General features: G+C 64.4%; 25 protein-coding genes. 21 read left to right on the top strand and 4 right to left on the bottom strand.

The genetic code is table 11. The features are described 5' to 3' along the window. Positions 1 to 37: 37 nt before the first annotated feature. Positions 38 to 1,015: a methyltransferase domain-containing protein gene (locus tag YM304_RS22770; RefSeq protein ID WP_015442613.1), complete on the bottom strand. Its 978-nt coding sequence runs from the start codon at positions 1,013 to 1,015 to the stop codon at positions 38 to 40. A 56-nt stretch (positions 1,016 to 1,071) separates the two neighbouring features. Between YM304_RS22770 and YM304_RS15310 the strand changes: the two genes are divergently transcribed. The 9 genes from YM304_RS15310 (at position 1,072) to YM304_RS15270 (ending at position 9,936) form a co-directional block, all read left to right on the top strand. After that, positions 1,072 to 1,539 (top strand): hypothetical protein, encoded by a 468-nt coding sequence (locus YM304_RS15310; RefSeq protein WP_015442612.1) that lies wholly within the window; start codon positions 1,072 to 1,074, stop codon positions 1,537 to 1,539. A 10-nt stretch (positions 1,540 to 1,549) separates the two neighbouring features. Further along, a complete protein-coding gene (locus tag YM304_RS15305) occupies positions 1,550 to 2,473 on the top strand; it encodes a diacylglycerol/lipid kinase family protein (RefSeq protein WP_015442611.1) in 924 nt (307 codons plus the stop codon). A gap of 322 nt (positions 2,474 to 2,795) precedes the next feature. After that, entirely contained in the window at positions 2,796 to 3,857 is a 1,062-nt protein-coding gene (locus YM304_RS15300; RefSeq protein ID WP_041298354.1) for a glycosyltransferase family 87 protein, read from the top strand. 505 nt (positions 3,858 to 4,362) lie between these two features. After that, complete coding sequence (locus tag YM304_RS15295; RefSeq protein WP_041298353.1) at positions 4,363 to 4,557, top strand: hypothetical protein; 195 nt, start codon at positions 4,363 to 4,365, stop codon at positions 4,555 to 4,557. Between the two features lie 194 nt (positions 4,558 to 4,751). Then, on the top strand, positions 4,752 to 6,905 hold the full coding sequence (locus YM304_RS15290) for a DUF3854 domain-containing protein (protein ID WP_231897656.1): 2,154 nt from the start codon (positions 4,752 to 4,754) through the stop codon (positions 6,903 to 6,905). Positions 6,906 to 7,230: 325 nt separating this feature from the next. After that, entirely contained in the window at positions 7,231 to 7,791 is a 561-nt protein-coding gene (locus YM304_RS15285; protein WP_015442607.1) for a hypothetical protein, read from the top strand. Further along, positions 7,788 to 8,045 (top strand): WhiB family transcriptional regulator, encoded by a 258-nt coding sequence (locus tag YM304_RS25780; protein ID WP_041298352.1) that lies wholly within the window; start codon positions 7,788 to 7,790, stop codon positions 8,043 to 8,045. Before YM304_RS15285 ends, YM304_RS25780 begins: the two co-directional genes overlap by 4 nt. Next, positions 8,045 to 8,767 carry a recombinase family protein gene (locus tag YM304_RS15275; protein ID WP_231897655.1) on the top strand — a complete coding sequence of 241 codons (723 nt, stop codon included), beginning with the start codon at positions 8,045 to 8,047 and terminating at the stop codon, positions 8,765 to 8,767. The genes YM304_RS25780 and YM304_RS15275 overlap by 1 nt, the downstream gene beginning before the upstream one ends. After that, entirely contained in the window at positions 8,764 to 9,936 is a 1,173-nt protein-coding gene (locus tag YM304_RS15270; RefSeq protein ID WP_015442605.1) for a tyrosine-type recombinase/integrase, read from the top strand. Before YM304_RS15275 ends, YM304_RS15270 begins: the two co-directional genes overlap by 4 nt. A gap of 19 nt (positions 9,937 to 9,955) precedes the next feature. Here YM304_RS15270 and YM304_RS15265 read toward each other — a convergent pair whose 3' ends face one another. Further along, on the bottom strand, positions 9,956 to 10,207 hold the full coding sequence (locus tag YM304_RS15265; protein ID WP_041298351.1) for a hypothetical protein: 252 nt from the start codon (positions 10,205 to 10,207) through the stop codon (positions 9,956 to 9,958). A 186-nt stretch (positions 10,208 to 10,393) separates the two neighbouring features. Beyond that, entirely contained in the window at positions 10,394 to 10,822 is a 429-nt protein-coding gene (locus YM304_RS15260) for a hypothetical protein (protein ID WP_162142082.1), read from the bottom strand. Between the two features lie 206 nt (positions 10,823 to 11,028). Between YM304_RS15260 and YM304_RS25775 the strand changes: the two genes are divergently transcribed. The 7 genes from YM304_RS25775 to YM304_RS15235 are packed head-to-tail and all read left to right on the top strand — an operon-like array spanning position 11,029 to position 13,947. Further along, complete coding sequence (locus tag YM304_RS25775; protein WP_015442602.1) at positions 11,029 to 11,214, top strand: plasmid mobilization protein; 186 nt, start codon at positions 11,029 to 11,031, stop codon at positions 11,212 to 11,214. After that, complete coding sequence (locus YM304_RS15255) at positions 11,198 to 11,392, top strand: hypothetical protein (RefSeq protein ID WP_015442601.1); 195 nt, start codon at positions 11,198 to 11,200, stop codon at positions 11,390 to 11,392. The genes YM304_RS25775 and YM304_RS15255 overlap by 17 nt, the downstream gene beginning before the upstream one ends. Continuing rightward, positions 11,389 to 11,832 (top strand): hypothetical protein, encoded by a 444-nt coding sequence (locus YM304_RS15250; protein WP_015442600.1) that lies wholly within the window; start codon positions 11,389 to 11,391, stop codon positions 11,830 to 11,832. Before YM304_RS15255 ends, YM304_RS15250 begins: the two co-directional genes overlap by 4 nt. Positions 11,833 to 11,857: 25 nt before the next feature. Beyond that, the gene (locus YM304_RS24815) at positions 11,858 to 12,028 is read left to right on the top strand and encodes a hypothetical protein (RefSeq protein ID WP_015442599.1); all 171 of its coding nucleotides are present in this window, start codon (positions 11,858 to 11,860) and stop codon (positions 12,026 to 12,028) included. Next, the gene (locus YM304_RS15245; RefSeq protein WP_015442598.1) at positions 12,025 to 12,576 is read left to right on the top strand and encodes a hypothetical protein; all 552 of its coding nucleotides are present in this window, start codon (positions 12,025 to 12,027) and stop codon (positions 12,574 to 12,576) included. Before YM304_RS24815 ends, YM304_RS15245 begins: the two co-directional genes overlap by 4 nt. Continuing rightward, positions 12,573 to 13,247, top strand: a complete 675-nt coding sequence (locus tag YM304_RS15240) for a phage scaffolding protein (RefSeq protein WP_015442597.1) — start codon at positions 12,573 to 12,575, stop codon at positions 13,245 to 13,247. Before YM304_RS15245 ends, YM304_RS15240 begins: the two co-directional genes overlap by 4 nt. Positions 13,248 to 13,296: 49 nt before the next feature. After that, positions 13,297 to 13,947: a BglII/BstYI family type II restriction endonuclease gene (locus tag YM304_RS15235; protein WP_015442596.1), complete on the top strand. Its 651-nt coding sequence runs from the start codon at positions 13,297 to 13,299 to the stop codon at positions 13,945 to 13,947. On the opposite strand, the gene YM304_RS15230 is transcribed toward YM304_RS15235, so the two are convergent. Further along, complete coding sequence (locus tag YM304_RS15230) at positions 13,944 to 14,549, bottom strand: MT-A70 family methyltransferase (RefSeq protein WP_015442595.1); 606 nt, start codon at positions 14,547 to 14,549, stop codon at positions 13,944 to 13,946. The two genes, YM304_RS15235 and YM304_RS15230, sit on opposite strands and share 4 nt — an antisense overlap. A 609-nt stretch (positions 14,550 to 15,158) precedes the next feature. On the opposite strand from YM304_RS15230, the gene YM304_RS15225 reads away from it, so the two are divergent. Genes YM304_RS15225 through YM304_RS15205 form a run of 5 tightly spaced genes read left to right on the top strand, consistent with a single transcriptional unit; the run spans position 15,159 to position 20,055 of the window. Next, positions 15,159 to 15,917, top strand: a complete 759-nt coding sequence (locus YM304_RS15225) for an acyltransferase (RefSeq protein WP_015442594.1) — start codon at positions 15,159 to 15,161, stop codon at positions 15,915 to 15,917. Then, complete coding sequence (locus YM304_RS15220; protein ID WP_015442593.1) at positions 15,914 to 16,606, top strand: acylneuraminate cytidylyltransferase family protein; 693 nt, start codon at positions 15,914 to 15,916, stop codon at positions 16,604 to 16,606. The genes YM304_RS15225 and YM304_RS15220 overlap by 4 nt, the downstream gene beginning before the upstream one ends. After that, complete coding sequence (locus tag YM304_RS15215) at positions 16,603 to 17,643, top strand: N-acetylneuraminate synthase family protein (RefSeq protein ID WP_015442592.1); 1,041 nt, start codon at positions 16,603 to 16,605, stop codon at positions 17,641 to 17,643. Before YM304_RS15220 ends, YM304_RS15215 begins: the two co-directional genes overlap by 4 nt. Next, a complete protein-coding gene (neuC, locus tag YM304_RS15210; RefSeq protein WP_197536887.1) occupies positions 17,633 to 18,781 on the top strand; it encodes a UDP-N-acetylglucosamine 2-epimerase in 1,149 nt (382 codons plus the stop codon). The genes YM304_RS15215 and neuC overlap by 11 nt, the downstream gene beginning before the upstream one ends. Beyond that, positions 18,778 to 20,055, top strand: a complete 1,278-nt coding sequence (locus YM304_RS15205) for a polysialyltransferase family glycosyltransferase (RefSeq protein ID WP_015442590.1) — start codon at positions 18,778 to 18,780, stop codon at positions 20,053 to 20,055. The genes neuC and YM304_RS15205 overlap by 4 nt, the downstream gene beginning before the upstream one ends. The last annotated feature ends 3 nt before the right edge of the window (positions 20,056 to 20,058 follow it).

Genomic DNA, 20,058 nt, shown 5'->3' with positions numbered 1-20,058 from the left:
CTCGAATCACCCGGGTGACGGAAACACCCGGGCTGGGTCAGGGGCGGCCGCGGAGCTTCTTGTAGAGGGCTCGGCCCTGGTCGCCGGCGAGGTCGGCGATCTTCGCGCGGACCGTGCCGTACGTCTGGGCCACGGTCGACCCGGTGGCGCTCTCGGCAGCCTGCTGTGCGGCCGCGAGTTGTTCGCGTAACTGCGCGTTCTCGTGGGCGAGGCCGGTCGCTCGCTCTTCGAGGCCGGCGAGGTGGTGGCGGCGCTCTTGTTCGGCGTGTTCGGCGATGCCGATGTCGGTGGCCACTCGGCGGTCGCGTCGAGCGGTGAGGCGCGTCGTGAGCGCACCGGCCGACACGCTGGCGAGCGGGCTCGACGGAGCGGAACTCGACTGTGGTTGGAACTGCCACTCGTCGGTGATGCGGGCGGCGGTGATCGACTGGTCGGAGAGCATGAGCCGTTGCAGGCCGGCTCGGTGGTCGAAGCGCTCGCGCTCGCTGTCTGACCACTCGGGTTTGCGGAGCACGAGGATGGTGTCGCCCCACTCGCCGTTGCCCCAGTCGGTGAACGACTCGACGACCTCGCACTGCGCGTAGCGGGCGAGCGCCGCGAACCCGTCTGGGTAGAAGCGCCAGCAGTCGACGGGGAAGCGGTGTTCGTGGCCGCTCGACGGAGCGATGATGGCGGTGATGCCGCCGGGCTTGAGCACGCGGACGACTTCGAAGATCGTGACCCAGAAGTGTTCGATGTGTTCGAACGCCTGACCCGACACGAACAGGTCGATCGACTCGCTCGGGAGTTCGGCCCATCGGTACGGGTCGGCGAGCACGATGTCGACGCCGCGTCCTTCGACGATGTCGACGCCGCGGTAGGTCCACGCCGGGTCGTCGAGATGGGAGCGGTACGAGAGCGACTCGGCGCCGATCATCTGTGCGCCGAAGTCGATGATCTCCAAGGGCGTGCCGCGGTGGTCGGCGAGGTGGACCTCGACGAACTCACCCATCATTTCGTGTGAACTGGCATGCATCGGGCGCGACTGTACCCGCCGCTTCGACCGACAGTTCGGGTTCGTAGACTCCGAGTGTGGATCTGATCACCATCGTCTTCGCCGTCGTTGCTGCCCTGGGCGTGTTCGTGATCGCTGCCGTCACGATCGGGCGAGAGGCGCATCGTCTCGACGCCGTCGCGCCGCGGGCGGTGTACGCCCTCGACGAGGCCGTCGACTTCGTGTGCGATCGGCTGCCGGTCGAGAGTCAGGCACGGCTCACACCGGGCGAGGTCGAGCAGCTACTCGCGTTCCACATGCAGTGGTTGCACAGCCAGGGATTGCAGCCCGACAAGGTCGTCGATCGCCCGCAAGACATCACCGACACGGTCGTGGTGACCGAAGACAGCCTCACCGCCTACCTGATCGGTGAGTCGGAGCGCAACGACGTCGACCTGCTCGACGACGTCGACGCGGTCAACGTCGTCGAGGCGCACCTGCAGTACTTCGAGGCCATCGGCGCCGTCGGCCCGCAAGCCCCGCTCGACGACGTGATCGACGACTAAGGGAGAGACGATGGCTGACGGCTTCAGCGATCGCATCGTGGTGATTGCACACCGTGACGAATCGACCACTGCAGAGGTCGTCGGTGCATTGCACGACGGGGGCTTGAGTTCGGTGATCGACGTGGTGCGATCTGATGATGCCGCCGGTGTGACGTCGATTGCCCGAGATGCAGCATCTCAGGGAGCGCGTGCGGTCGTGGCGATCGGGGGCGATGGAACCGTCAACCTCGTGGCTCAGGGACTCATGGGCTCATCGACCCCGCTGGCGGTTGCTCCGGCCGGGACGGTCAATTTGTTGTCGCAGTTGACCGGTCTCGATTCGTTCGCCTTCACCGTCGAGGCGCTGAAGGCGGGGGACGTCCGCTCCATCGACGTCGGCGACGTGACCACCGACGCAGACAACGGAGGGTCAACCAGCAGCCCGTTTCTGCTCAACGCGAGCAGCGGCTTCGACGCTGCGGTGATCGAGGATGCTGACGACCACAGCCACGCCCGATTCGGGCGCCTCAGATTCGCCACCGCGGGTCTCAAGCGGCTGCGCCGTTCCCAGCCCCGCCAACTGTCGGTGCACGTCGACGGAGAGTTGTGGTTCACCGGCAGGGCGATGAGCGCGATCGTCATGAACTTCGGTCAGCGAGTGACCGCAGACCTCGACGTCGCGCCCGATGCCGAGCCCGACGATGGATTGCTCGATGTGCTCGTCGTTTCGTGTTCGACGCTCCGACGGTTTCTCACCGTCGTGATCCGGCTCATCGCCGGTCGGGCGGTCGATCCCGCCGACGTGCTGCGAACTCGCGGGGCAGCAGTCGATGTCGAGTGGGTTCGGGCGGAGGCGGTGCAACTCGATGGTGACGTGAGCGCTCATACGCGAATTCTGCGACACCGTGTTCGCCCGTCCGCACTCGAGGTGTACCACCGCCCTCCTCGTGGCTGACACCTCCGGACCGTTCAGGATCGGACGGACATGGCGACGGTAAGGTCTTCGGTCGCGGCGCGGTGGTCGCTGACGCACGACGAGGAATGGCACGCTGAACAATCTCACTGGCTCGGGTCCGTCGACGGAACCACCGGGCACTAGGTCGCAACTCGGGTTCCGAACTCACGTCGTCTCACGGGGTTTTCGCGGCCACCCGACGAGATTGGTCGTTGCCGTCGGAGTCGCGTTGCTCGCTGTAGCGATCTGTATCGCTCATCGGAGCGGTCTCCGTCATGACTACATCGACTTCACGGTGAGTTGGCGGGCGACGAACGGGGGAGTGAGTCCGTGGGAATCGCAACCGTACGCCTACGGACCGGTCTTCAATCTCTTCGCTGCCCCGGCTCGAATCGACGAACTCGGGCCCAAGTATCTGTTCGTCATCACCTGGGTCGTGACAGCGGCGATCCTCATGGCGAGAGCCACGCGCCGGTCGACGACGCGAGCAGTCGCGGTCGCCCTCATGCTGGTGGTGAACCCGCTGACCGCCATCTCGGTTGCCGTCTTCGGCCTTTTCGACGTCGTGGTCGGAGCGATCTCCCTCGGAGCGGTCGTGCTGTGGCGACGGGATCGCCCCGCAGCGGCAGGCGTCTGCCTGGCGATCGGCGTGTTGCTCAAGCTGTTTCCGGCGGTTCTCGTTCCGGTGCTGGTGGCATCGGGCTGCCGAGCCGGACGGCGAGCCCACGTCGTGAAGTCCGTTCGGTTTCTCGTGGCCGTCGGTGCCAGCACCGCGGTCGGCTTCGGCCTCAGTGCCCTCATGTGGGGTCCTCGAAGCGTGACCGAACCGTTGTCGTTCGGCGCCCAGCGAGGTCCCAAACTCATGTCGATCTTTCGGTACCTCGATGGGCGGTACCGTCCGATCGGCTCGTCGGATCTGGACGTGAGTTGGCTGAGCGTGCCGTTGATCGTCGTCAGCATTCTGGCGATCTCGGTGTGGGCGTTTCGGTACCGCGTGGATCCGGTCGTCGCGAGCGCCACGGCCATGATCGCAACGTTCAACTTCTACAAGGTCGGTCACCAACAGTTCGTGGTCGTCGTCATGCTGTTGTTGGCCCTCTGGGTCGCCGAGGCAGCGACGATCCCGACGCGACAGCGCGCTGCACTCGCGCTCTATTCGTGTTGGTATGGACTCGCTCAGGCTGGCTACCTCTGGACAGCGGTCGCGAACGACGCCCAGTACGGGTTCGTGGGCGAGTGGTCGTGGGTTCGCGAAGTCATTGGAGCTCCCACCTTTCTCATTGCGTCGTGGCTGATCTACGAACTCATCGCCCTCCCGATGCGGTCGACGCCGGGGGCGTCGCTCGAGCCCGGCGTCGGTGAGCACCCGATCATCGTTGTGTGACGGAGTGGGGCGCCACTTCCGCGAATCGCAGTCGACAGCGCGAAGACGGGTCGGATACTGTGCCCAGTACCAGAGAGAAGATGTGGTCCAGGGCACTTTGCTCCCTCGTTTCCCCTGGTAGATGGCCTGATCGACGGTCGGCGTTCGGGTTCCAATCGCTCAATTGCAACCGTGGTGCAACCGGTGAGGTCAAATCGCCTGTGAGAGCACCGCTGTGCTGCATGCAACACACGCGCTCAAGTTTGTTGCATCAGGTTGGTTGCAAGCGGCCGACATTGGTGTAGTTTGAGGCTCGCTCGTTGGCACGAGGGCACCGAGCAGATATACCGGACGTAGCTAAGACCGTCGCTCGTTTCATCGAGGCGGACGGCACGGGTTCATCGGCTCGCAGCACGCTGCGAGTGTCGGAGAAAACGGGTTGAGCAATCACACCACCGATTGATCGGTGTTGGAGTCGCTCCCCGCATCGGGTTCCTCGTGGGCGTCTCCGACACAGGAGATACCCGTGACAACCCAGAACACCCCGCTCAGCGTGGCACAGGTCCACGAGCGCTATCCGTTCTTGTCGGAGGACCGAATCCGCCGCCACCTCAAGCACGAGGTGCCGTACATCCAGACATCGCCACGAGCGCCGATGTTCTTCTGGCCCGCCGACATTGATCGGTGGATCGCTCAGAACACCGTGAGGCCCGCATCGTGAGGCGGCGACGATCCCGCGCGGCCGGATCACCGGGCAAAGGCAATCCGACCGCAACCAGCAACGTTGCTCGCTACGGGAGCGAGATTGACCGTACAGAACCCTCGGTGCCGACGCGAGTCATGTCGCCAGCCGAGATGTGGAGCCGTGGCTACCGACCGGGACGGTCGATCGAGTTCCACCCGGCCGTGACCGACATGCTGGCCAGCTCTGACATCGGCCCCTTCGTTGCGGATGCTCGGGGCTACGAATGGGTGACCGATCGTGGTCGGCTGGACGAGCTTGGATTCTCTGCTCGACAAGCGGAGCTTGTACCCGGTCTGTTGATCCCGACGCACGGTGTCGTGGCGGGCGCAGGTGACGTCGGGTATCAGTTCCGGCCGGAGAAGCCCCGAGTCATCGAGCGCGAGGGCAGCGAGCCGAAGGTCATCAAGTACGAGTCTCGCGACGGGTTCGCGAATCGTCTCGACTGTCCGCCGCTCTCTCGCCACTTGCTAGACGACCCAAGCACCGTTCTCTACTGGACCGAGGGAGCCAAGAAGGCAGACTCTGCCGCAAGTCGCGGGCTGTTGTGCGTGACCGCACCCGGCGTTGACCTCGGACCGGAGGCGCTGACCGATCTCGACTCGATCCCGCTCGACGGGCGACCCGTGTTCATCGCGTTCGACAGCGACGTGATGACCAAGCCCACGGTCCGCGACGCCTTGCAGCGGCTCACAGTGCACCTGGCATCCCGAGGCGCGTCGGTGAGATGGATCGAGCTACCGGAGCTTGCTGCACCGGAGGACATCTTCGGCGAGCCGTCGAAGACTGGGCTGGACGACTACTTCGCACGAGGCGGCACCGTCGACGCCTTGTCGCTGCACCAGCGGGTGCCGCGTCTCACCGTGAGGAACGACGGCGATTTTGAGCAAGCCGTCGACACGCTGACGCTCGGTCTGCAAGTGCAGAACGATCCGCCCGCTCTGTTCAACCGAGGCGCGCTCATTGAGGTCGACGCCGACAGTGTGCGAGAGGTCAGTCACTTGCGCCTTGAGGTGTTGATCGGTCGGTCCGTAGATTCAACCAAGACGGTCAAGGGCGGACCGGTGCCGGACCATCCGAGTCAGCGGCTCGCGAAGGCCGTGCTGCACAACGCAGACAGGTGGCGGTTCCCGCAACTCGATCGGGTGACGAGAGGGCCGACGTTCGCGCCGGATGGCACGCTGAGGGTGAAGCCCGGCTACCACGCATCGAGCCGAACGCTGTACCTGCCGAATGAGCTCGTGACGATCGGACCGATTGCACACCCTTCGCGATCCGAGATCGACAGCGCGGTCGAGCTGATCACCGGCGACTTGCTCGGACAGTTCCCATTTGTCGCTGAGGCTGATCGTGCTCATGCAGTTGCTCTTGCGCTGTTGCCGCTCGTGCGCGATCTGATCGACGGCCCGACTCCCCTGCACGGCATCGGTGCCCCTGGCGGCGGTGCGGGCACTGGCAAGACCAAGTTGGCCGCATCGACTCTTGCACCTGCGCTCGGATCAGTGGGCGAGGGTCTAGGCGCGCCACCGTCGAGCAACGAAGAGATGTCGAAGCAGATCACGGCCGTGTTGGTCGAGGGGCACGAGCTGGTCATGTTCGACAACGCTGATCGCGAGGTGAACTATCCGGCGCTTCAAGCGGCTCTCACCACGATGGTCTGGACCGGCCGAATTCTCGGAGAGACGCGGACCGTCACCGTTGCCAACCGCGCCACGTGGGTCATCACGGGCAATGCGTTGCGGTTCGTGTGGGACTTGGCCCGTCGCGTTCTGCCGATCAATCTCGACGCCGGGATGGAGCGGCCGATGGACCGCACCGGCTGGCGTCGTGAGTTGCCCGCATGGGCCATCGGAGAAGGTCGAGCGGACCTACTCCACGCCTTGTGCGTTCTCGTGACGGCATGGCTCGCACGAGGCCGACCGGCGCCACCGCCGAGCGTCCCGGCGTTCGGCAGCTTCGAGCGATACCGAGACGTGATCGGCGGGATTCTCGCAGTCGCAGGGATCGGTGGGTTCCTCGGCAACATCGACCAGCACTCCAAGAGCGACGAGGCAGCGAACCGGCGCGAGGTCGTGTTCTGCGCCGTCTCGGAGGTCCATCGCGACAACTGGTTCACGGCTGGCGATGTCGTCGCACTCATCGGCAAAGACGACGAGTCAGCAGCGCTGTTCGACAATCACGGTCGCCCCGGCCACTCGCTCAATACCAAGGTAGGCAACTTCCTCAAGGGCGAGACTGGCTCGTACGCCGATGGTCGACGCCTTGTCCGATCGGACGACAAGTACCAGAACCGATGGCGATACCGACTTGAGGAGGTCGGCTCGTGACCCGCTGGTTACCCCTCCGTTACCCCTCGGTCGGGGCGTTTGCCCTGGTAGACGACCGAATCCGTTACCCCGGTGACCCATGTGACCCCTCGCCGCCGACGTACATACGGGTGGCGATGCGGCGTGTCTGGCAGGGAGTCGTGTGTCTCTCTATCTATATCTCTAGCAAATGGGGTAACGGGGGTAACAGGGGTAACAAAGCCCTGGTAGATGGCCTCTTCTGTGGCCGACAGGGGTCACCAACGGGTAACGGCTGGGGTAACGGCGACTTGGGCCACCCGCCGTCTCGCCTTCTGCGTAGCGAAGAACAACAGGGAGGTTCGCGATGACGCGTCGCAACGTCAGTCTCGGTCGGAAGAACACGGCCATCATCAACGGTGAGGTCGACCTGTCGACGTGGGCGCTCGATGAGCTGATCCGCGGTCGACAACGAGACAAGAACGGAAACTGGGGTGGACGCGATCCCGTCGTCTACCCGGCGAACATCTATCACGAGTTGAAAGCTCGACTGTTCGTCGAGGCCGACCGTGCGTTGGCCGAGCACGTGCTGCCCGCCATCCACGAGCTTGCACGCATCGCACGTGGCGACGGCGAGCCGGCGAAACCCGGCCAGGTGCAAGCGTGCGAAATGATCCTGCGCTACTCCATCGGTGCAGCGTCGGCTGCCCACGTCCTGGAACGCATCACCGAGGCGGGAGAACCTGCCGCTTGGGAGGCGGCGATCACGGCCGGGATTGTGGCGCTGCCCGATGAGACGGGCGTCATCGACACCACGGCGAGAACGATCCCCCGCCAGCCTGGTGAACGCGAGTGGTGGCACGACGACGAGCCCGAGCAGACACCGAAGAAGAAGACGCCCGTCAAGCCCAAGAGAGCCAAGTCATGAGCGGCGACGAGTGGCGGCGACGGGCTGCCTGTCGAGGTCTGAGTCCCTCGTTGTTCTTCCCCGAGCGCGGCGAGTCGAACGTCGAGGCGAAAGCAGTCTGCGCGTCGTGCTCAGTATCGATTGAGTGCCTGAACGAGTCGCAGATTCGATATCTCGGCATCCCCACCGCCGGCATTTGGGCAGGGACGACAGCGCGCGAACGATCGTATTTCAAGACAGATGACCAACCGATTGATCAAGGAATGGCGTCGTGATGAAATCCGACTTACTGTTGTTTTCTCTGCCGAGGTCGCGCAACATGCGCGCCATGGAAGCAAATACACTAAGAAACGTCATAGTCTATTTGCGGGTGTCGACCGATGAGCAAGCTCGCGGTGGTCTAGGAATTGCAGCTCAGCGAACAACGATCGAGCAGCAGGCCGAGCACCGAGGCTGGATCGTCACCTACGCCACGGACGACGGCTACACAGCGTCCAACTTGAAGCGTCCGGCGTTGCTCGCAGCTCTCGACTCGCTGCGTAGCGGTGAGGCCGACGCGCTCGTGGTCAGCAAGCTCGATCGACTCAGCAGGTCACTGATGGACTTCGCATCGCTCATGGAGACGGCGCGCTCCGAGGGCTGGGCCGTGATCGCGCTCGATCTCGGCGTGGACATGAGCACCCCCGCCGGAGAAATGCTCTCGAACGTCCTCGCGTCGTTCGCCCAATACGAAAGGCGGTTGATCAGCCAGCGGACCACGGACGCGCTTGCGGAGCTACGAAGGCAGGGTGTGCAGCTCGGTCGCCCGAGGGTTCTGAACGACGATCTCGTGGCGACGTGTGCCGCCTGGCGAGCGGTGGGATGCACGTACGCATCGATTGCCGACCGACTCAACGACGACGGCACGCCGACCGCTCACGGCGGCGAGCGCTGGCACGCCAGCACGGTCCGAGCAGTTCTCAAGAGTCACGAGCGCCGTCAGGAGGCAGCGGCATGAGCGCAGTGAAGAACGGCATCGGCAGCTACACGACCAAGGCCGGAGTCCGTCGCTACAAGGTCGTGATGAAGGTCAACGGCAAGACCACGACCTACGGCAAGTTCGCAACCAAGAGTGAAGCCGAGCGGTTTCGAGATCTGCGGCGAGCGGAGGTTGTGACCGGCGACTGGATCGACCCGAAGAAGGGCCGGACTTTGTTCGGCGAGTACGCGTCGTCATGGGTCGAGAGCGAGGACCTTGAGCGCACCACGAAGGCGATGTATCGACGGATGCTCGACGGTCGTCTGGCGTGCTGGCATGACGTGCCGCTCGGTCAGATCAATAGCGCCGACGTGCGCGCTTGGGTCGGCGAGATGCGCAACACGCCGTCGAAGAAGACTGGCAAGCCGTTGGCGCGTGCGACGGTGGTGAAGACGTACACGCTGCTGCACAAGGTCATGTCGGTGGCGGTCGATGACGGACTGATCCGAAGCAACCCGTGCCACGTCAACTTCAAGAAGGAGAACCCCAAGCGGTTCTACTGCCCGAGTCCAGACGATGTGCTGGCTTTGGCCGACGAGGTGCCGCACCGCTACCGAGCGCTCATCTTGATCGCAGGGTTCGGCGGGTTGCGGTGGGGCGAGTGCATCGGACTCACGAGACGTTGGGTCGATCTCGACGCATCGACCGTCAGTGTCCGCCAGACCGTCGCCGAAACCGCCGATGGGGAGATGTACCTACAGGAGCGAGGGAAGACCGACGCAGCCGTGAGAGACGTGTATGTGCCCGCTGTGGTGCGGCAGGCGCTTGCTCTGCACCTGGCGACCTACGCCGACCCTGGACCCGACGGGTTGTTGTTCCCGGCGACTCAGCGGAGCCGGACCAAGACGCCGTACGTCCGACGTGAGAACTTTCGCCGGCAGGTTTGGCTCAAGGCGCAGAAGTCGCTCGATCTCCCGCCGATCCGGTTCCACGACTTGCGTCATGCGGCAGCGACGTTGCTCGCGCAGTCGGGCGCGACGACCCGAGAGCTGATGGAGCAGATCGGCCACGTGAACCCCGACGCTGCGATCAGGTACCAGCACGCCACCGAGGATCGTAGGAAGGCGATCCCGGCCAAGCTCGATGCACTGATCCCCACCGACAGCGTTCAATCGACAGGCACCGACAACGTGATCCCGCTGCGTTGAACGGCGCGCATACCGGCGTTTACGAGCCCTTCGACTTGTTCCGAATGTTGATTGCTACCCGCCCAACCCACACGATCGTCTTGTATCCGAACTCCGTCGGGGAGAGGTCGTGCGGCCCGAAGCTCTGCACGCTCTTGACTTTCGTGATGCCGACACCCGCCCAACCCTTGGTGAGAGACACAACCGCCTTCGGCAGTTCCTCGCCGCTTGAGAGTCGGTCGACAATGAGCTGCCGCAGGTTGCCGTCCGAGGTGAACTTGAGAAGCCCCATAGCGACCAAACGCTACTGACTGACAAGAGAAACGGCCCGCTCCCCGAGTTGATCGGAGGGCGGGCCGTTGCGGTCAGTCGAGTCGTTTGAACACCGGATCGTTGTCAGCATCGAACCGGCCGGATCGTCGGCGCACGCGCTGACGCCAGATCGTGCGAAGGCGGTGGGCGAGTCTGCGGAGCGCGCTCACTTGGCGGCCAGCACCTTGTCTGCCTTGACGCTGCGGGACTTAGAGCCGTCGTTGAAATTCACCGTCTCATTCTTGACGGACGTGACCTTGGCGACCGGGATCGTCTCCACCTTGTCGCCCTGACGCTGAACCGAGATCGTCTTGCCAACGATGGCCTTGCGAACGCCTGCGAGGTCGAGGCCGTTGAGCAACACCGGCACGAGGCCCGAACCGTTGCGACCGCCGCCCGACTTGAGACGGGACTCGGTGTGCGGGCGAACGAGCGCTGTGTAGGCGCGTCGTGCGGTGCCGGGTGAACCGATGCCGAGGGCGTCAGCGACCTTGGCCCACGAATTCTGTTCGTCGTCTCGCAGCTTGGTGATCTCGTCGGCGCTGACTTCGACGCCCTTGACGGTGATGGTGGTGGTGCTCTGCTTGTTGCTCATGTACTTCATGAAACAGAATCCGCTACACATTTCGAGACGATCGGTGCGAACGGAACACAACCGGAAACGAAGCACTCGCGATGGATCGAACTGTCATGTCTCGATACATGCCATTGCGTAATTGAAAGTTGCAATGACTGGCATCGAGGACGAGCATTCTGCACTATTTGTGCGACGAGATACCCAACAACTTGTTGCACAAACAGATGCCAGGACCCACACCCATATTCCAAGAACGGATCGACGTACGCGTCAGCCGACGCCAACGCGCCCAGATCGACGCCGCCGCAGCCGCCTGCGGACTCAGCGTGTCGCAGTTCATCCGCGAACTGGTCGTGGGCGCTCTCGACATCTACGACCACCAGGAGAACCAACATGCCAACACGAAGTGACCCCATCCGCCGACAGATCGAAGCGCAAGCCGCAATCTCCGACGAGGCCACGGCGGCAATCAACGACGCCGACGACGCCTTGGCCCAAGCCGAGGAACGCATCCGCCGCCGCACTGCTCGCAACCCTGAGCGGTCCGACCTCGCCAAGTTCCCCGAGCTTGGAAAGCGGGGTGCATGATGCCTGCTCGCACCGTCGCTGACGCACGACAAGTTCTCGACGACTACACCCCGACACTGACGCCCGAGGCTCGCAAGCAGTGGACGAGTGAGATCGCATCGGCCGAGGCCGAGATGCGCGACCGTGGCATGGCCGCAGTCGATCGCATGACCGACGAACACGTACCCGCAGCCCGAGCCATCAGCGAAACACTCGCCACCACCCGCGACGAAGCGCGCCAGCTCACCGACGACATCCGCAGCGGACGCATCAGCGACACCGACGCAGCCGCCCGACTGGAACAACTGCGCTCACAGGTCCGACGCTCACGCACCGCCGGCGAAACCCTCACGGCAAAGGCCGACGCGATCGACGCCATCGAGGCCGACCCGATCGCCCACGCCGAAGCCATGGCCGCACGGTTCCCAGCAGCCCGCCTGCTCCACAACTTCTCATTCTGACCACCACCGAAAGGACACCACGGACATGACCGCTCCGAACGTGCTCGCCTCCGAGCAGACCACCGAAAACACAGATACGTATTTCACTCGCATCAGCGAGGCCAACGTGCCCCAACCCGTCATGGTCCTCCTGCGGAACCTGCAAACGCAGCTCACCGACGCCGAGGCCCGCATCACCGCATTGGAGAACGCATGAGCACCGACGACAACGAAGCCGATCTGATCGCAGCTCGCAAGCGCCTCGCAGAACAGGACGCCAAGATCGAGAAGCTGCGCAGCGAGATCAGGCTGGACGGGTTCCTCAATAGCCACCGCTACGCATCCGACCAGCACCAGCAGAACCAGCAACCGCTGCTGCCGGTGTTCGACCATCCCGGCTACGTGGCCGAGCTGGCGAAGTCGATGCCCGAGCACGCATGGCGCTGGCTACAGCACCACGAAATGCCACCAACCGTTGATCAGCTCTGCGCATCATTCTCTGAGGAGGTCCGGCACACCGTCGAGAGTCTGCGCCCGGTTCTCGCCACCGCCCTGGACGATCCCGACGTACCGATCCATCTCGAGAACTACGCAGGCGACTTCTACGTGGAGGTGGCCGACGACGAGCACACCCAACAGCGCATGGCCGACGCGTTCGATCGCTACGAGAACCGAGACGACGCACTGATCGCCGCCCACGACTACATGCGGTTGGGGGACCCCGACCCATTTGGTCTCATCGAGGAAGCCGAGGCCCAACGATGAAGCAACGAACACCCGTCGCTCGTTTCGTGTACGACGCTCTGCCCGTCGCGCTGATCCCGTCGACCGCAGCGCGTGACGAGGACGCTGACGACGAGCAGAGCGACACAGAAGGCTCAGATGGCGCTGACGGTGCCGAGGGTTCGTCGGACGAGGGAGACGACGACCCACATAGCGATGCGGACGACCCTGACGAGGACGATCCCGAGGTCATCGGCAACCCAGCGGCCAAGCGCCATGCCGAGGACGCCAAGAAACAGCGGCTCAAGGCCAAGGAGGCAACCGAGCGAGCCGACGAGCTTCAACGCCAACTCGACGCAGCCCCCGGTATCGCAGCCATCAACGAGGCCAACCAACGCGCCGACTTCTTTCGACTCGCAGCCACCGACGTGGACGATCTCGACGCAGCCTGGAAGCTCGCTGACCTCTCACTCATCAGCACCGACGACAGCGGCACCACGACCGGCGTTGACGCTGCGGTGAAGCAGCTCAAGCAGAGCTACCCACACCTGTTCGGCGACCCGACCGACGACGCCCGAGGCCGCACAACCGACGTGCCGGGGTCGAAGCAAGGCGGATCACCAAGCAACGGACGACGAGTCAACTCCAGCTCGACACCGCGGAGCCAGCTCGACGCCAAGTTCCCGGCGTTGGCTCGCACCCGGCCGAGGTAGTCCAGACGGGATTCCCCATGCGGGCGGCGACTCGCGCGAAGCTGGGTGAGTGGATTTCACACACAGCTATCGCGAAGTCTTTCCTGCTGATGTCCTCGATCGCTACGACTGGCTGGAAACGAGAAACGCTTCAGCAATTGTCGAAGCGACCAACGCTGAGCAGTTCGGGGACTTGGTGGCGGCACTTCGCGCTTTCGCCGTCGATCCCGCTCTTGACATCTTCCCAACCGGCGGTAACGAGTCCAACACTGCCGCCCGGCTCAACGCAGGGCTGCGCGACCGCGGGTGGCGCGAAGGCAGCTACACGGTTGCCCTTACCGCTGAGCTGAGAATGCTCGCCTACGGCGAGGACGAAGGTGCACAAGTCCTGCCGATCGAGAACGAAGCGGCTTCGTACCTCATCGACAACATCAAGGGTCGAATCGCGGTTGACGTCGAATGGCATGCCAAGGATGGGAATCTCGACAGAGACCTGGCGGCTTACAGAAGCCTCTACAACGAGGGAATTATCGACGCCGCCGCGATTATCACGATGCATCGCGCTGAGATGAGGGCTTGGGCTCGGCGGCTTGATCCCGAGACAACCAAGTTCAACACGTCGACCACAACCAACTTAGAAAAGGTGACTCCTCGCCTGGAGCGCGGTGACTCAGGCGGTTGCCCGGTGTTGATCGTCGCGGTGTGCCAGCGAACGGTCTAGGAGGCACCGCCGTACGCGGAATGCTGTTTACCGCGGGGCACGACATCCTCGGCAGCCTCGTTGCCCCACACGCTCCAGTTGGGCTGCGGATAGCGGGCGAACATCTCCAGGTATGGGCCGGGGGAACAGGCTTCGATGATCGGGTACAACTCATCCGGTTTGCGGGAGTGTTCGCGCTTCTGGGTCTCGATCATGTTGACCTGACGCCTACCGGGCGCGTCGGTACGGAGCTTGCCTCGCACCCCGAAGAGAATCGGCTCTGTCACATTGCGGAAGTAGAAGCCGACCCCCCGTCCATCGGGACCGCCGTCCTTGCGCCGCTTCGCCCAGACGAGCATCGTCTTGTATGTGAACCCCCACCCCTCCATGACTTGAAGCCCCTCAGCGATGAGTGCGTTCGGAACCCAGAGGTAGCAGTGGGACTTGTCGGCCATCACGTCTCCGACGGGGAGCGCCGCGATCTCCTTCCAGTCCATTGTGTCGTAGCGATCAAGGCGCTTGTGCTCGGGAGCCACCTTGCCGGTTCGATTCATGAACCGCCACGGCGGGTCGGCAAGCAGTGTCCCGAAGGGGCCGCCGGTCAGGTCATCAAGGTAGCTCATGCCTACATCATGGCCCAGGGGTGTTGCACAGTTCCGCTTCCCCTGTTGCATCACCAGCCAGTGCAACCGGATCGGAGGTGGTCGACATCTCCAGATCGGCTTCCCATTGCAACCGCTATGCAACCGACGAGCCCACAACAGCCCAAACGAGCTACAACTGTCCACAACGCAAAACCCCTGGTAGAGCTAACCGACGAGACAAAGCCGCAGGGTGTCGTCTACTGTCTTAATCACCAGAGAGAGGAGGTGGTCCAGACAATGCCAGACAATCATTACGGGACCCTGGAGGTGGTTGGCCGCTAGGTCAACAGGCTGGACCGGCCTGGCGAATTCCCGCCAACCCCCGCTGACACTCATCGCCGCAATTGGTCCCAGCGGTGTGCAGGCAGATCGACGATGGTCGTGACGCAGGTTCATGGTGAGGTCAGTCCCAAGCAGTCCGATCAGTGCCCAGCCCACCCGGGCTGGGCACTGTCGCGTCCGGGCACGATCGCCAGATGAAACGACAGGCATCGCCACGGTGACCTCTGGGTGATGCAGCGGTGAACGCTCGGCGAATGCGGCATCGATCCGGCCTTCCGCGGAACGGCCCGTCGTTAGGTTCAGCCCATGATGAGTCAGGGGCCGCCGAGCGAGCAGCGACATGAGGTCGTCGACCCCCAGTCCGGCGACATGCTCCGACTCGCCGACGACGTCAGCCTCACCCGTTTCACGGTCGCCGGCCTGCGGTCGGGCAGCTCGCTGACCATCGGCGCGGGCTCGCGTCTCAAAGACGTCGTCGTCAAGTTCAACGGCGTCGGCAACCGGATCGTCATCGGCGAGGCGGTGGAACTCACGGGAGCGATCACGGTGGGAGGCGGCACCGACGTGCACATCGGAGACCGTTCGACGTTCGGTCGTGTGGAGATGGTGGCGCACCGCAGCCCGATCACGATCGGAGCCGACTGCATGTTCTCGTTCGGGATCGAGTTGCGGACCACCGACACGCACGCGATCGACGACGCCGATTCCGGCGACCGGATCAACGGTGAACGATCGATTCACATCGGCGACTACGTGTGGGTCGGCAAGAACGCCTCCGTGCTCAAGGGCGTCACGATCGGGACAGGAGGGATCGTCGCAAAGGGAGCGGTGGTGTCCCGCGACGTGTCGGGTCGGGCGGTCGTGGCGGGCAATCCGGCGCGCACGGTTCGTACGAACGCGGTGTGGACACGCTTCGAGGGCACCGGTCGATGGCAGGACGATGCGGTCGCGACGTCCTACGCCCCGGTGGTCGAAGCAGGGGAACGCCCCGCCGACGAGCAGCGGGAGGAGCCGACGGTCGACGTTGCTCCGGCGCCGATGCCTCACGAGGTGAACGTCGGGTGACCGCGGCTCGCTGCCATCCGTTGGTCGCCCTCGTCCCGCTGCGCGCCGGGTCGAAAGGCCTGCCCGGGAAGAACACCGCGCTGCTCGCTGGTCGTCCGCTGTACGAGCACACGCTCCATACGGCACTCGACGCCGGAATCGGCACCGTGGTCGTCACCACCGACATCGACTCGGTGTTGGGGGCACCGGTCTCGCCGTCGGTCGAGTTGATCGAGCGACCAGCCGACCTCTGCGGCGACGACACACCGATGGACGCAGTAGTCCGCCACGCGATCGTCCAGATCGGTCGACCCTGCACCGTCGTACTCCTTCAGGCGACCTCGCCGCTGCGGGCGGCGAGCGACATCTGCGCCGCCGTCGACCAGTACCGGGCGTCCGACGTCGACCTGGTGATGTCGGTGTGCGAAGCCGACCGGAGCGTCCGGAAGTGGGGCGAGGTGGTCGACGGGCGTTTCGTCCCGATCTCCACTGCCCGGGAGTGCTTCACGAATCGCCAGCAGCTCGAGCCGATTCACCGTCCGAATGGAGCGATCTACGTGTTCGACGGCGACTGGTTTCTCGAGAACGGCGGCTTCGTCACAGCGTCGATCGGCGCGTACGTGATGTGCGAGCCGTCATCGGTCGACATCGACAGCGCCGCCGATCTCGCCGCAGTCGAGCGGTTGCTCGCAGAAAGGAAGTCAACATGAACGAGGTAGTGATCGGTGATCGACCCGTGGGGCCCGCTCATCCGCCGTTGGTGATCGCGGAGATCGGTATCAATCACGGAGGCGATCTCGCCGTCGCGAAGCAGATGGTGCACGCCGCGGCGTTCGCCGGTGCCGAGATCGTGAAGCATCAGACGCACATCGTCGACGACGAGATGACCGATGCGGCGCGGTCGATCCATCCTCCGAACGATGCTCGGTCGATCTGGGACGTCATCGCCGATTCGGCGCTCACGCTGGACGAAGAAGCGGAACTGAAGGCGTTCACGGAGTCGCTCGGGTTGATGTATCTGTCGACGCCGTTCTCCCGCGCTGCTGCGGACTTCCTCGAGTCGCTCGGCGTGGTCGCCTTCAAGATCGGGTCCGGCGAGATGACGAACCACGCGCTGCTCGATCACGTGTGTGGGTTCGGGCGACCGATCATCATGAGCACGGGAATGCACAGCCTCGACAGCGTTGAACGGTCGGTCGAGATCATCCGAGGTCACGGCGTCCCGTTCGCGATCCTCGAGTGCACGAACCTCTATCCGTCGCCTCCCGAGATCGTGTCACTTCGCGGCATCACCGACCTCAGGGAGCGGTTCTCCGACGCCGTGGTGGGCTTCTCCGACCACAGCATCGGTCCCGACATGGCACTGGCGAGCGTGGCGCTCGGTGCGTCGATCGTCGAACGCCACTTCACCGACTCCCGCTACCGCGAAGGACCGGACATCAGCGCATCGATGGACCCGGCTCAGCTCCGCCACCTCGTCGATCGCAGCCGTGAGATCTGGCAGGCGACACGGAACCCGAAAGAGCGCACCGCCGCCGAGGAGTCGGTGTATCGATTCGCGAGGAGTTCGGTCGTCGCCGACCGCGACCTCGTCGCCGGCACCGTCGTGACCGCGGACGACATCTGGGCCAGACGACCGGGTTCGGGTGAGATCGCCGGTGACGAGTTCTTCGACGTGATCGGTATGCGGCTCACACGCGACGTGGTGCGCAACGAGATGCTGAAACGGAGTGACCTTGAGCGCTGACCCGATCACCGTGGTGCCCGAGCGTCGCTCGATTCTCTTCGTCACCGGAACGCGAGCCGACTTCGGCAAGATCGAGCCGCTTGCCGCTGCCTGTCGCGACGCGGGCCACGACGTCTCGTTCTTCGTCACCGGTATGCACATGCTTCGTCGATACGGCGAGACACGCCTCGAGGTGCGGCGCTTCCCGGGCGCAACGGTGCACGAGTACGTCAACCAATCGCACGGCGACCCGCTGGACCTGGTCTTGTCGAAGACGGTCATCGGGTTCTCCGACTGGATCGACGAGCATCGGCCCGATCTCGTCGTCGCGCACGGCGACCGCGTCGAGGCGCTCGCCGTCGGCCTGGTCTGTGCGATGCGCTACGTGCCGTGCGCGCACATCGAGGGTGGGGAACTGTCGGGAACGATCGACGAGCTCTTCCGGCACTGCAACACCAAGCTCAGTCGCCACCACTTCGTCAGCAGCGAGGATGCCAAACGGCGGGTCGTGTCGTTGGGGGAGTCCCCCGACGACGTGCACGTCATCGGGTCACCCGAGCTCGACGTGCATGGAGCGCCGTCACAGGTCTGCCTCGACGAGGTGAGGGCGCACTACGAGATCGGGTTCGAGGAGTACGGCATCGTGGTCTTCCACCCGGTCACCTCCGAGGCCGACACGATCGGTGCCCAGGCAACGACGTTGTTCCGTGCGCTGGTGGCGTCGGGGCGATCGTTCGTGGTCATCGCACCGAACAACGATCCCGGATCGAACGAGATCTTCGCCGAGATCGAACTGCTTCCATCGGATCGATTCCGGGTCGTGCCCTCGATGCGGTTCGCGCACTTCTCGCGGTTGATGAAGTCGGCATCGGTCATCGCCGGCAACAGCAGCCTCGGCGTGCGCGAAGCGCCGTTCCTCGGCGTGCCGAGCCTCGACGTCGGAACCCGCCAGCAGGGCCGTTCGGACGCGCCATCGATCACGCACGTCGACGCGTTCGACCAAGCTGCCATCGAGCGTGCGCTCGAGGTCCAGTGGGGTCGTCGCTTCGAGCGCAGCGACTCGTTCGGCGCCGGGAACGCTGCGGCGAGCTTCGTGGAAGTCCTCGAACGCAGTGACTTCTGGGAGCGGCCCCGCCAGAAGCAGTTCTTCCAGCGATGAGCTCAGCGTCGGATCGCTCCGAACGTCGTCTCGACGCACTGTTCGTCGTGTCGAATCTCGGCCAGGCGCGCAGCGTGGCTGCGGTACTGGCGGAGGACGGCGTTGCACGTTCGGCGCTCGTCGCAACACTGGCGACGCCGCGCAATCTCGAGCTGCCTGCGAAGATCCAGCAGTTCTTGCAGCGATCGGGCATCGAGTCGGTGACGGTGCTGTTGCCCGACTTGCCGACGCACCCTCGAATCGCCACGGTGCGTCAGGTCACCGAGGCCTACGAGGACCTCGCGGCACGGCGGCCGACCGACGCCCTCTGGATCTCGAACTTCAATGCGCACTACGGCGTGTTGGCATCGATCTTTGCCGCCGCTGGCTCGCGCATCTGCTACCTCGAAGAAGGGCTCGGTTCGTATCGAACGCTCGACGATCCGATCTTCGGGCGGGCCGATCCGACCACCGCTCGTTCGCAATTCGCCGCGGCCGTACGCCGAGCCGTTCGTCAGCGATTGGGCTGGTCGATCGTGTATCGGTGGCCGGTGGCGATTCGCCGGTTCCTGCGGAGCTGTCGGCAGCTGGGTGTCGACGTCGCTGCGCACGCCGGCACGTTCCGGTCGTCGAGGAGCGGCTACTCCGAGCGCCTGGAGCATCGGGTGTCGCCGCACGGCGCTCGGTTTCTCGAGCCGTGGACGAGGTTCGACGAGGTTCGTGTCGTCTTTCCGAGCTTGCTCGACCCGCAGATCTTCGACCTCGACCGGACGAAGCCGATCGAGCTGCGCCCACCGGCGGCAGAGGTCGATCGGGCGGCCGCGGTGTTGCGGACGCTCGATGCGCAGTGTGCAGACGTCGACACGCTGTACGTGTCGCAGCCGTACGGCAACCGAACGCGCGACTACTACGAGATGGTCGCTCAGGTGATCTCGGAGCATGTCGGCGACCGGGTGTTCGTGAAGTTCCATCCGCGCGAACGACTGCAACAGCGGGGCTATCTCGTGGAGGCGCTCGACCGCCGAGGGGTGGAAGCCGTCGAGTCCGCCGCCGCCGAGCAGTTCAACGCCGAGGCGCTGCTGGCCACCGGACGGTTCGAACGCTGCCTCGGCATCACCAGCTCGACGTTGCTCTATGGCGAGCGCTACTACCCGTCGGTCGAGTTCGTCGCACTCGGCCACGAGTTGATCGCCGAGATCGAAGCGAGCGGCCCCGCCGGCGACCAGTGGCAACAGTTGCTGTCGGACGTGGCGCTGCTCGATGACGTCGTTGCCCGCGTGGCCAGCGGCGACTGAGCT

The organism is Ilumatobacter coccineus YM16-304, assembly GCF_000348785.1.
GTDB lineage: Bacteria > Actinomycetota > Acidimicrobiia > Acidimicrobiales > Ilumatobacteraceae > Ilumatobacter_A > Ilumatobacter_A coccineus.
The sequence above is the reverse complement of the archived record's forward strand: the minus strand, read 5'-3'. Positions and strand labels throughout refer to the sequence as shown.

Coding starts and splice junctions, on each gene's coding strand:
- YM304_RS15270 (WP_015442605.1), top strand. CDS start 8,764: ATGAGCGCAGTGAAGAACGGCATCGGCAGCTACACGACCAAGGCCGGA.
- YM304_RS15250 (WP_015442600.1), top strand. CDS start 11,389: ATGATGCCTGCTCGCACCGTCGCTGACGCACGACAAGTTCTCGACGAC.
- YM304_RS15240 (WP_015442597.1), top strand. CDS start 12,573: ATGAAGCAACGAACACCCGTCGCTCGTTTCGTGTACGACGCTCTGCCC.
- YM304_RS15285 (WP_015442607.1), top strand. CDS start 7,231: ATGACGCGTCGCAACGTCAGTCTCGGTCGGAAGAACACGGCCATCATC.
- YM304_RS15205 (WP_015442590.1), top strand. CDS start 18,778: ATGAGCTCAGCGTCGGATCGCTCCGAACGTCGTCTCGACGCACTGTTC.
- YM304_RS15265 (WP_041298351.1), bottom strand. CDS start 10,207: ATGGGGCTTCTCAAGTTCACCTCGGACGGCAACCTGCGGCAGCTCATT.
- YM304_RS24815 (WP_015442599.1), top strand. CDS start 11,858: ATGACCGCTCCGAACGTGCTCGCCTCCGAGCAGACCACCGAAAACACA.
- YM304_RS22770 (WP_015442613.1), bottom strand. CDS start 1,015: ATGCATGCCAGTTCACACGAAATGATGGGTGAGTTCGTCGAGGTCCAC.
- YM304_RS15230 (WP_015442595.1), bottom strand. CDS start 14,549: ATGAGCTACCTTGATGACCTGACCGGCGGCCCCTTCGGGACACTGCTT.
- YM304_RS15260 (WP_162142082.1), bottom strand. CDS start 10,822: ATGAGCAACAAGCAGAGCACCACCACCATCACCGTCAAGGGCGTCGAA.
- YM304_RS15290 (WP_231897656.1), top strand. CDS start 4,752: ATGCTGGCCAGCTCTGACATCGGCCCCTTCGTTGCGGATGCTCGGGGC.
- YM304_RS15275 (WP_231897655.1), top strand. CDS start 8,045: ATGAAATCCGACTTACTGTTGTTTTCTCTGCCGAGGTCGCGCAACATG.
- YM304_RS15255 (WP_015442601.1), top strand. CDS start 11,198: ATGCCAACACGAAGTGACCCCATCCGCCGACAGATCGAAGCGCAAGCC.
- YM304_RS15245 (WP_015442598.1), top strand. CDS start 12,025: ATGAGCACCGACGACAACGAAGCCGATCTGATCGCAGCTCGCAAGCGC.
- YM304_RS15215 (WP_015442592.1), top strand. CDS start 16,603: ATGAACGAGGTAGTGATCGGTGATCGACCCGTGGGGCCCGCTCATCCG.
- YM304_RS15225 (WP_015442594.1), top strand. CDS start 15,159: ATGATGAGTCAGGGGCCGCCGAGCGAGCAGCGACATGAGGTCGTCGAC.
- YM304_RS15305 (WP_015442611.1), top strand. CDS start 1,550: ATGGCTGACGGCTTCAGCGATCGCATCGTGGTGATTGCACACCGTGAC.
- YM304_RS25775 (WP_015442602.1), top strand. CDS start 11,029: ATGCCAGGACCCACACCCATATTCCAAGAACGGATCGACGTACGCGTC.
- YM304_RS25780 (WP_041298352.1), top strand. CDS start 7,788: ATGAGCGGCGACGAGTGGCGGCGACGGGCTGCCTGTCGAGGTCTGAGT.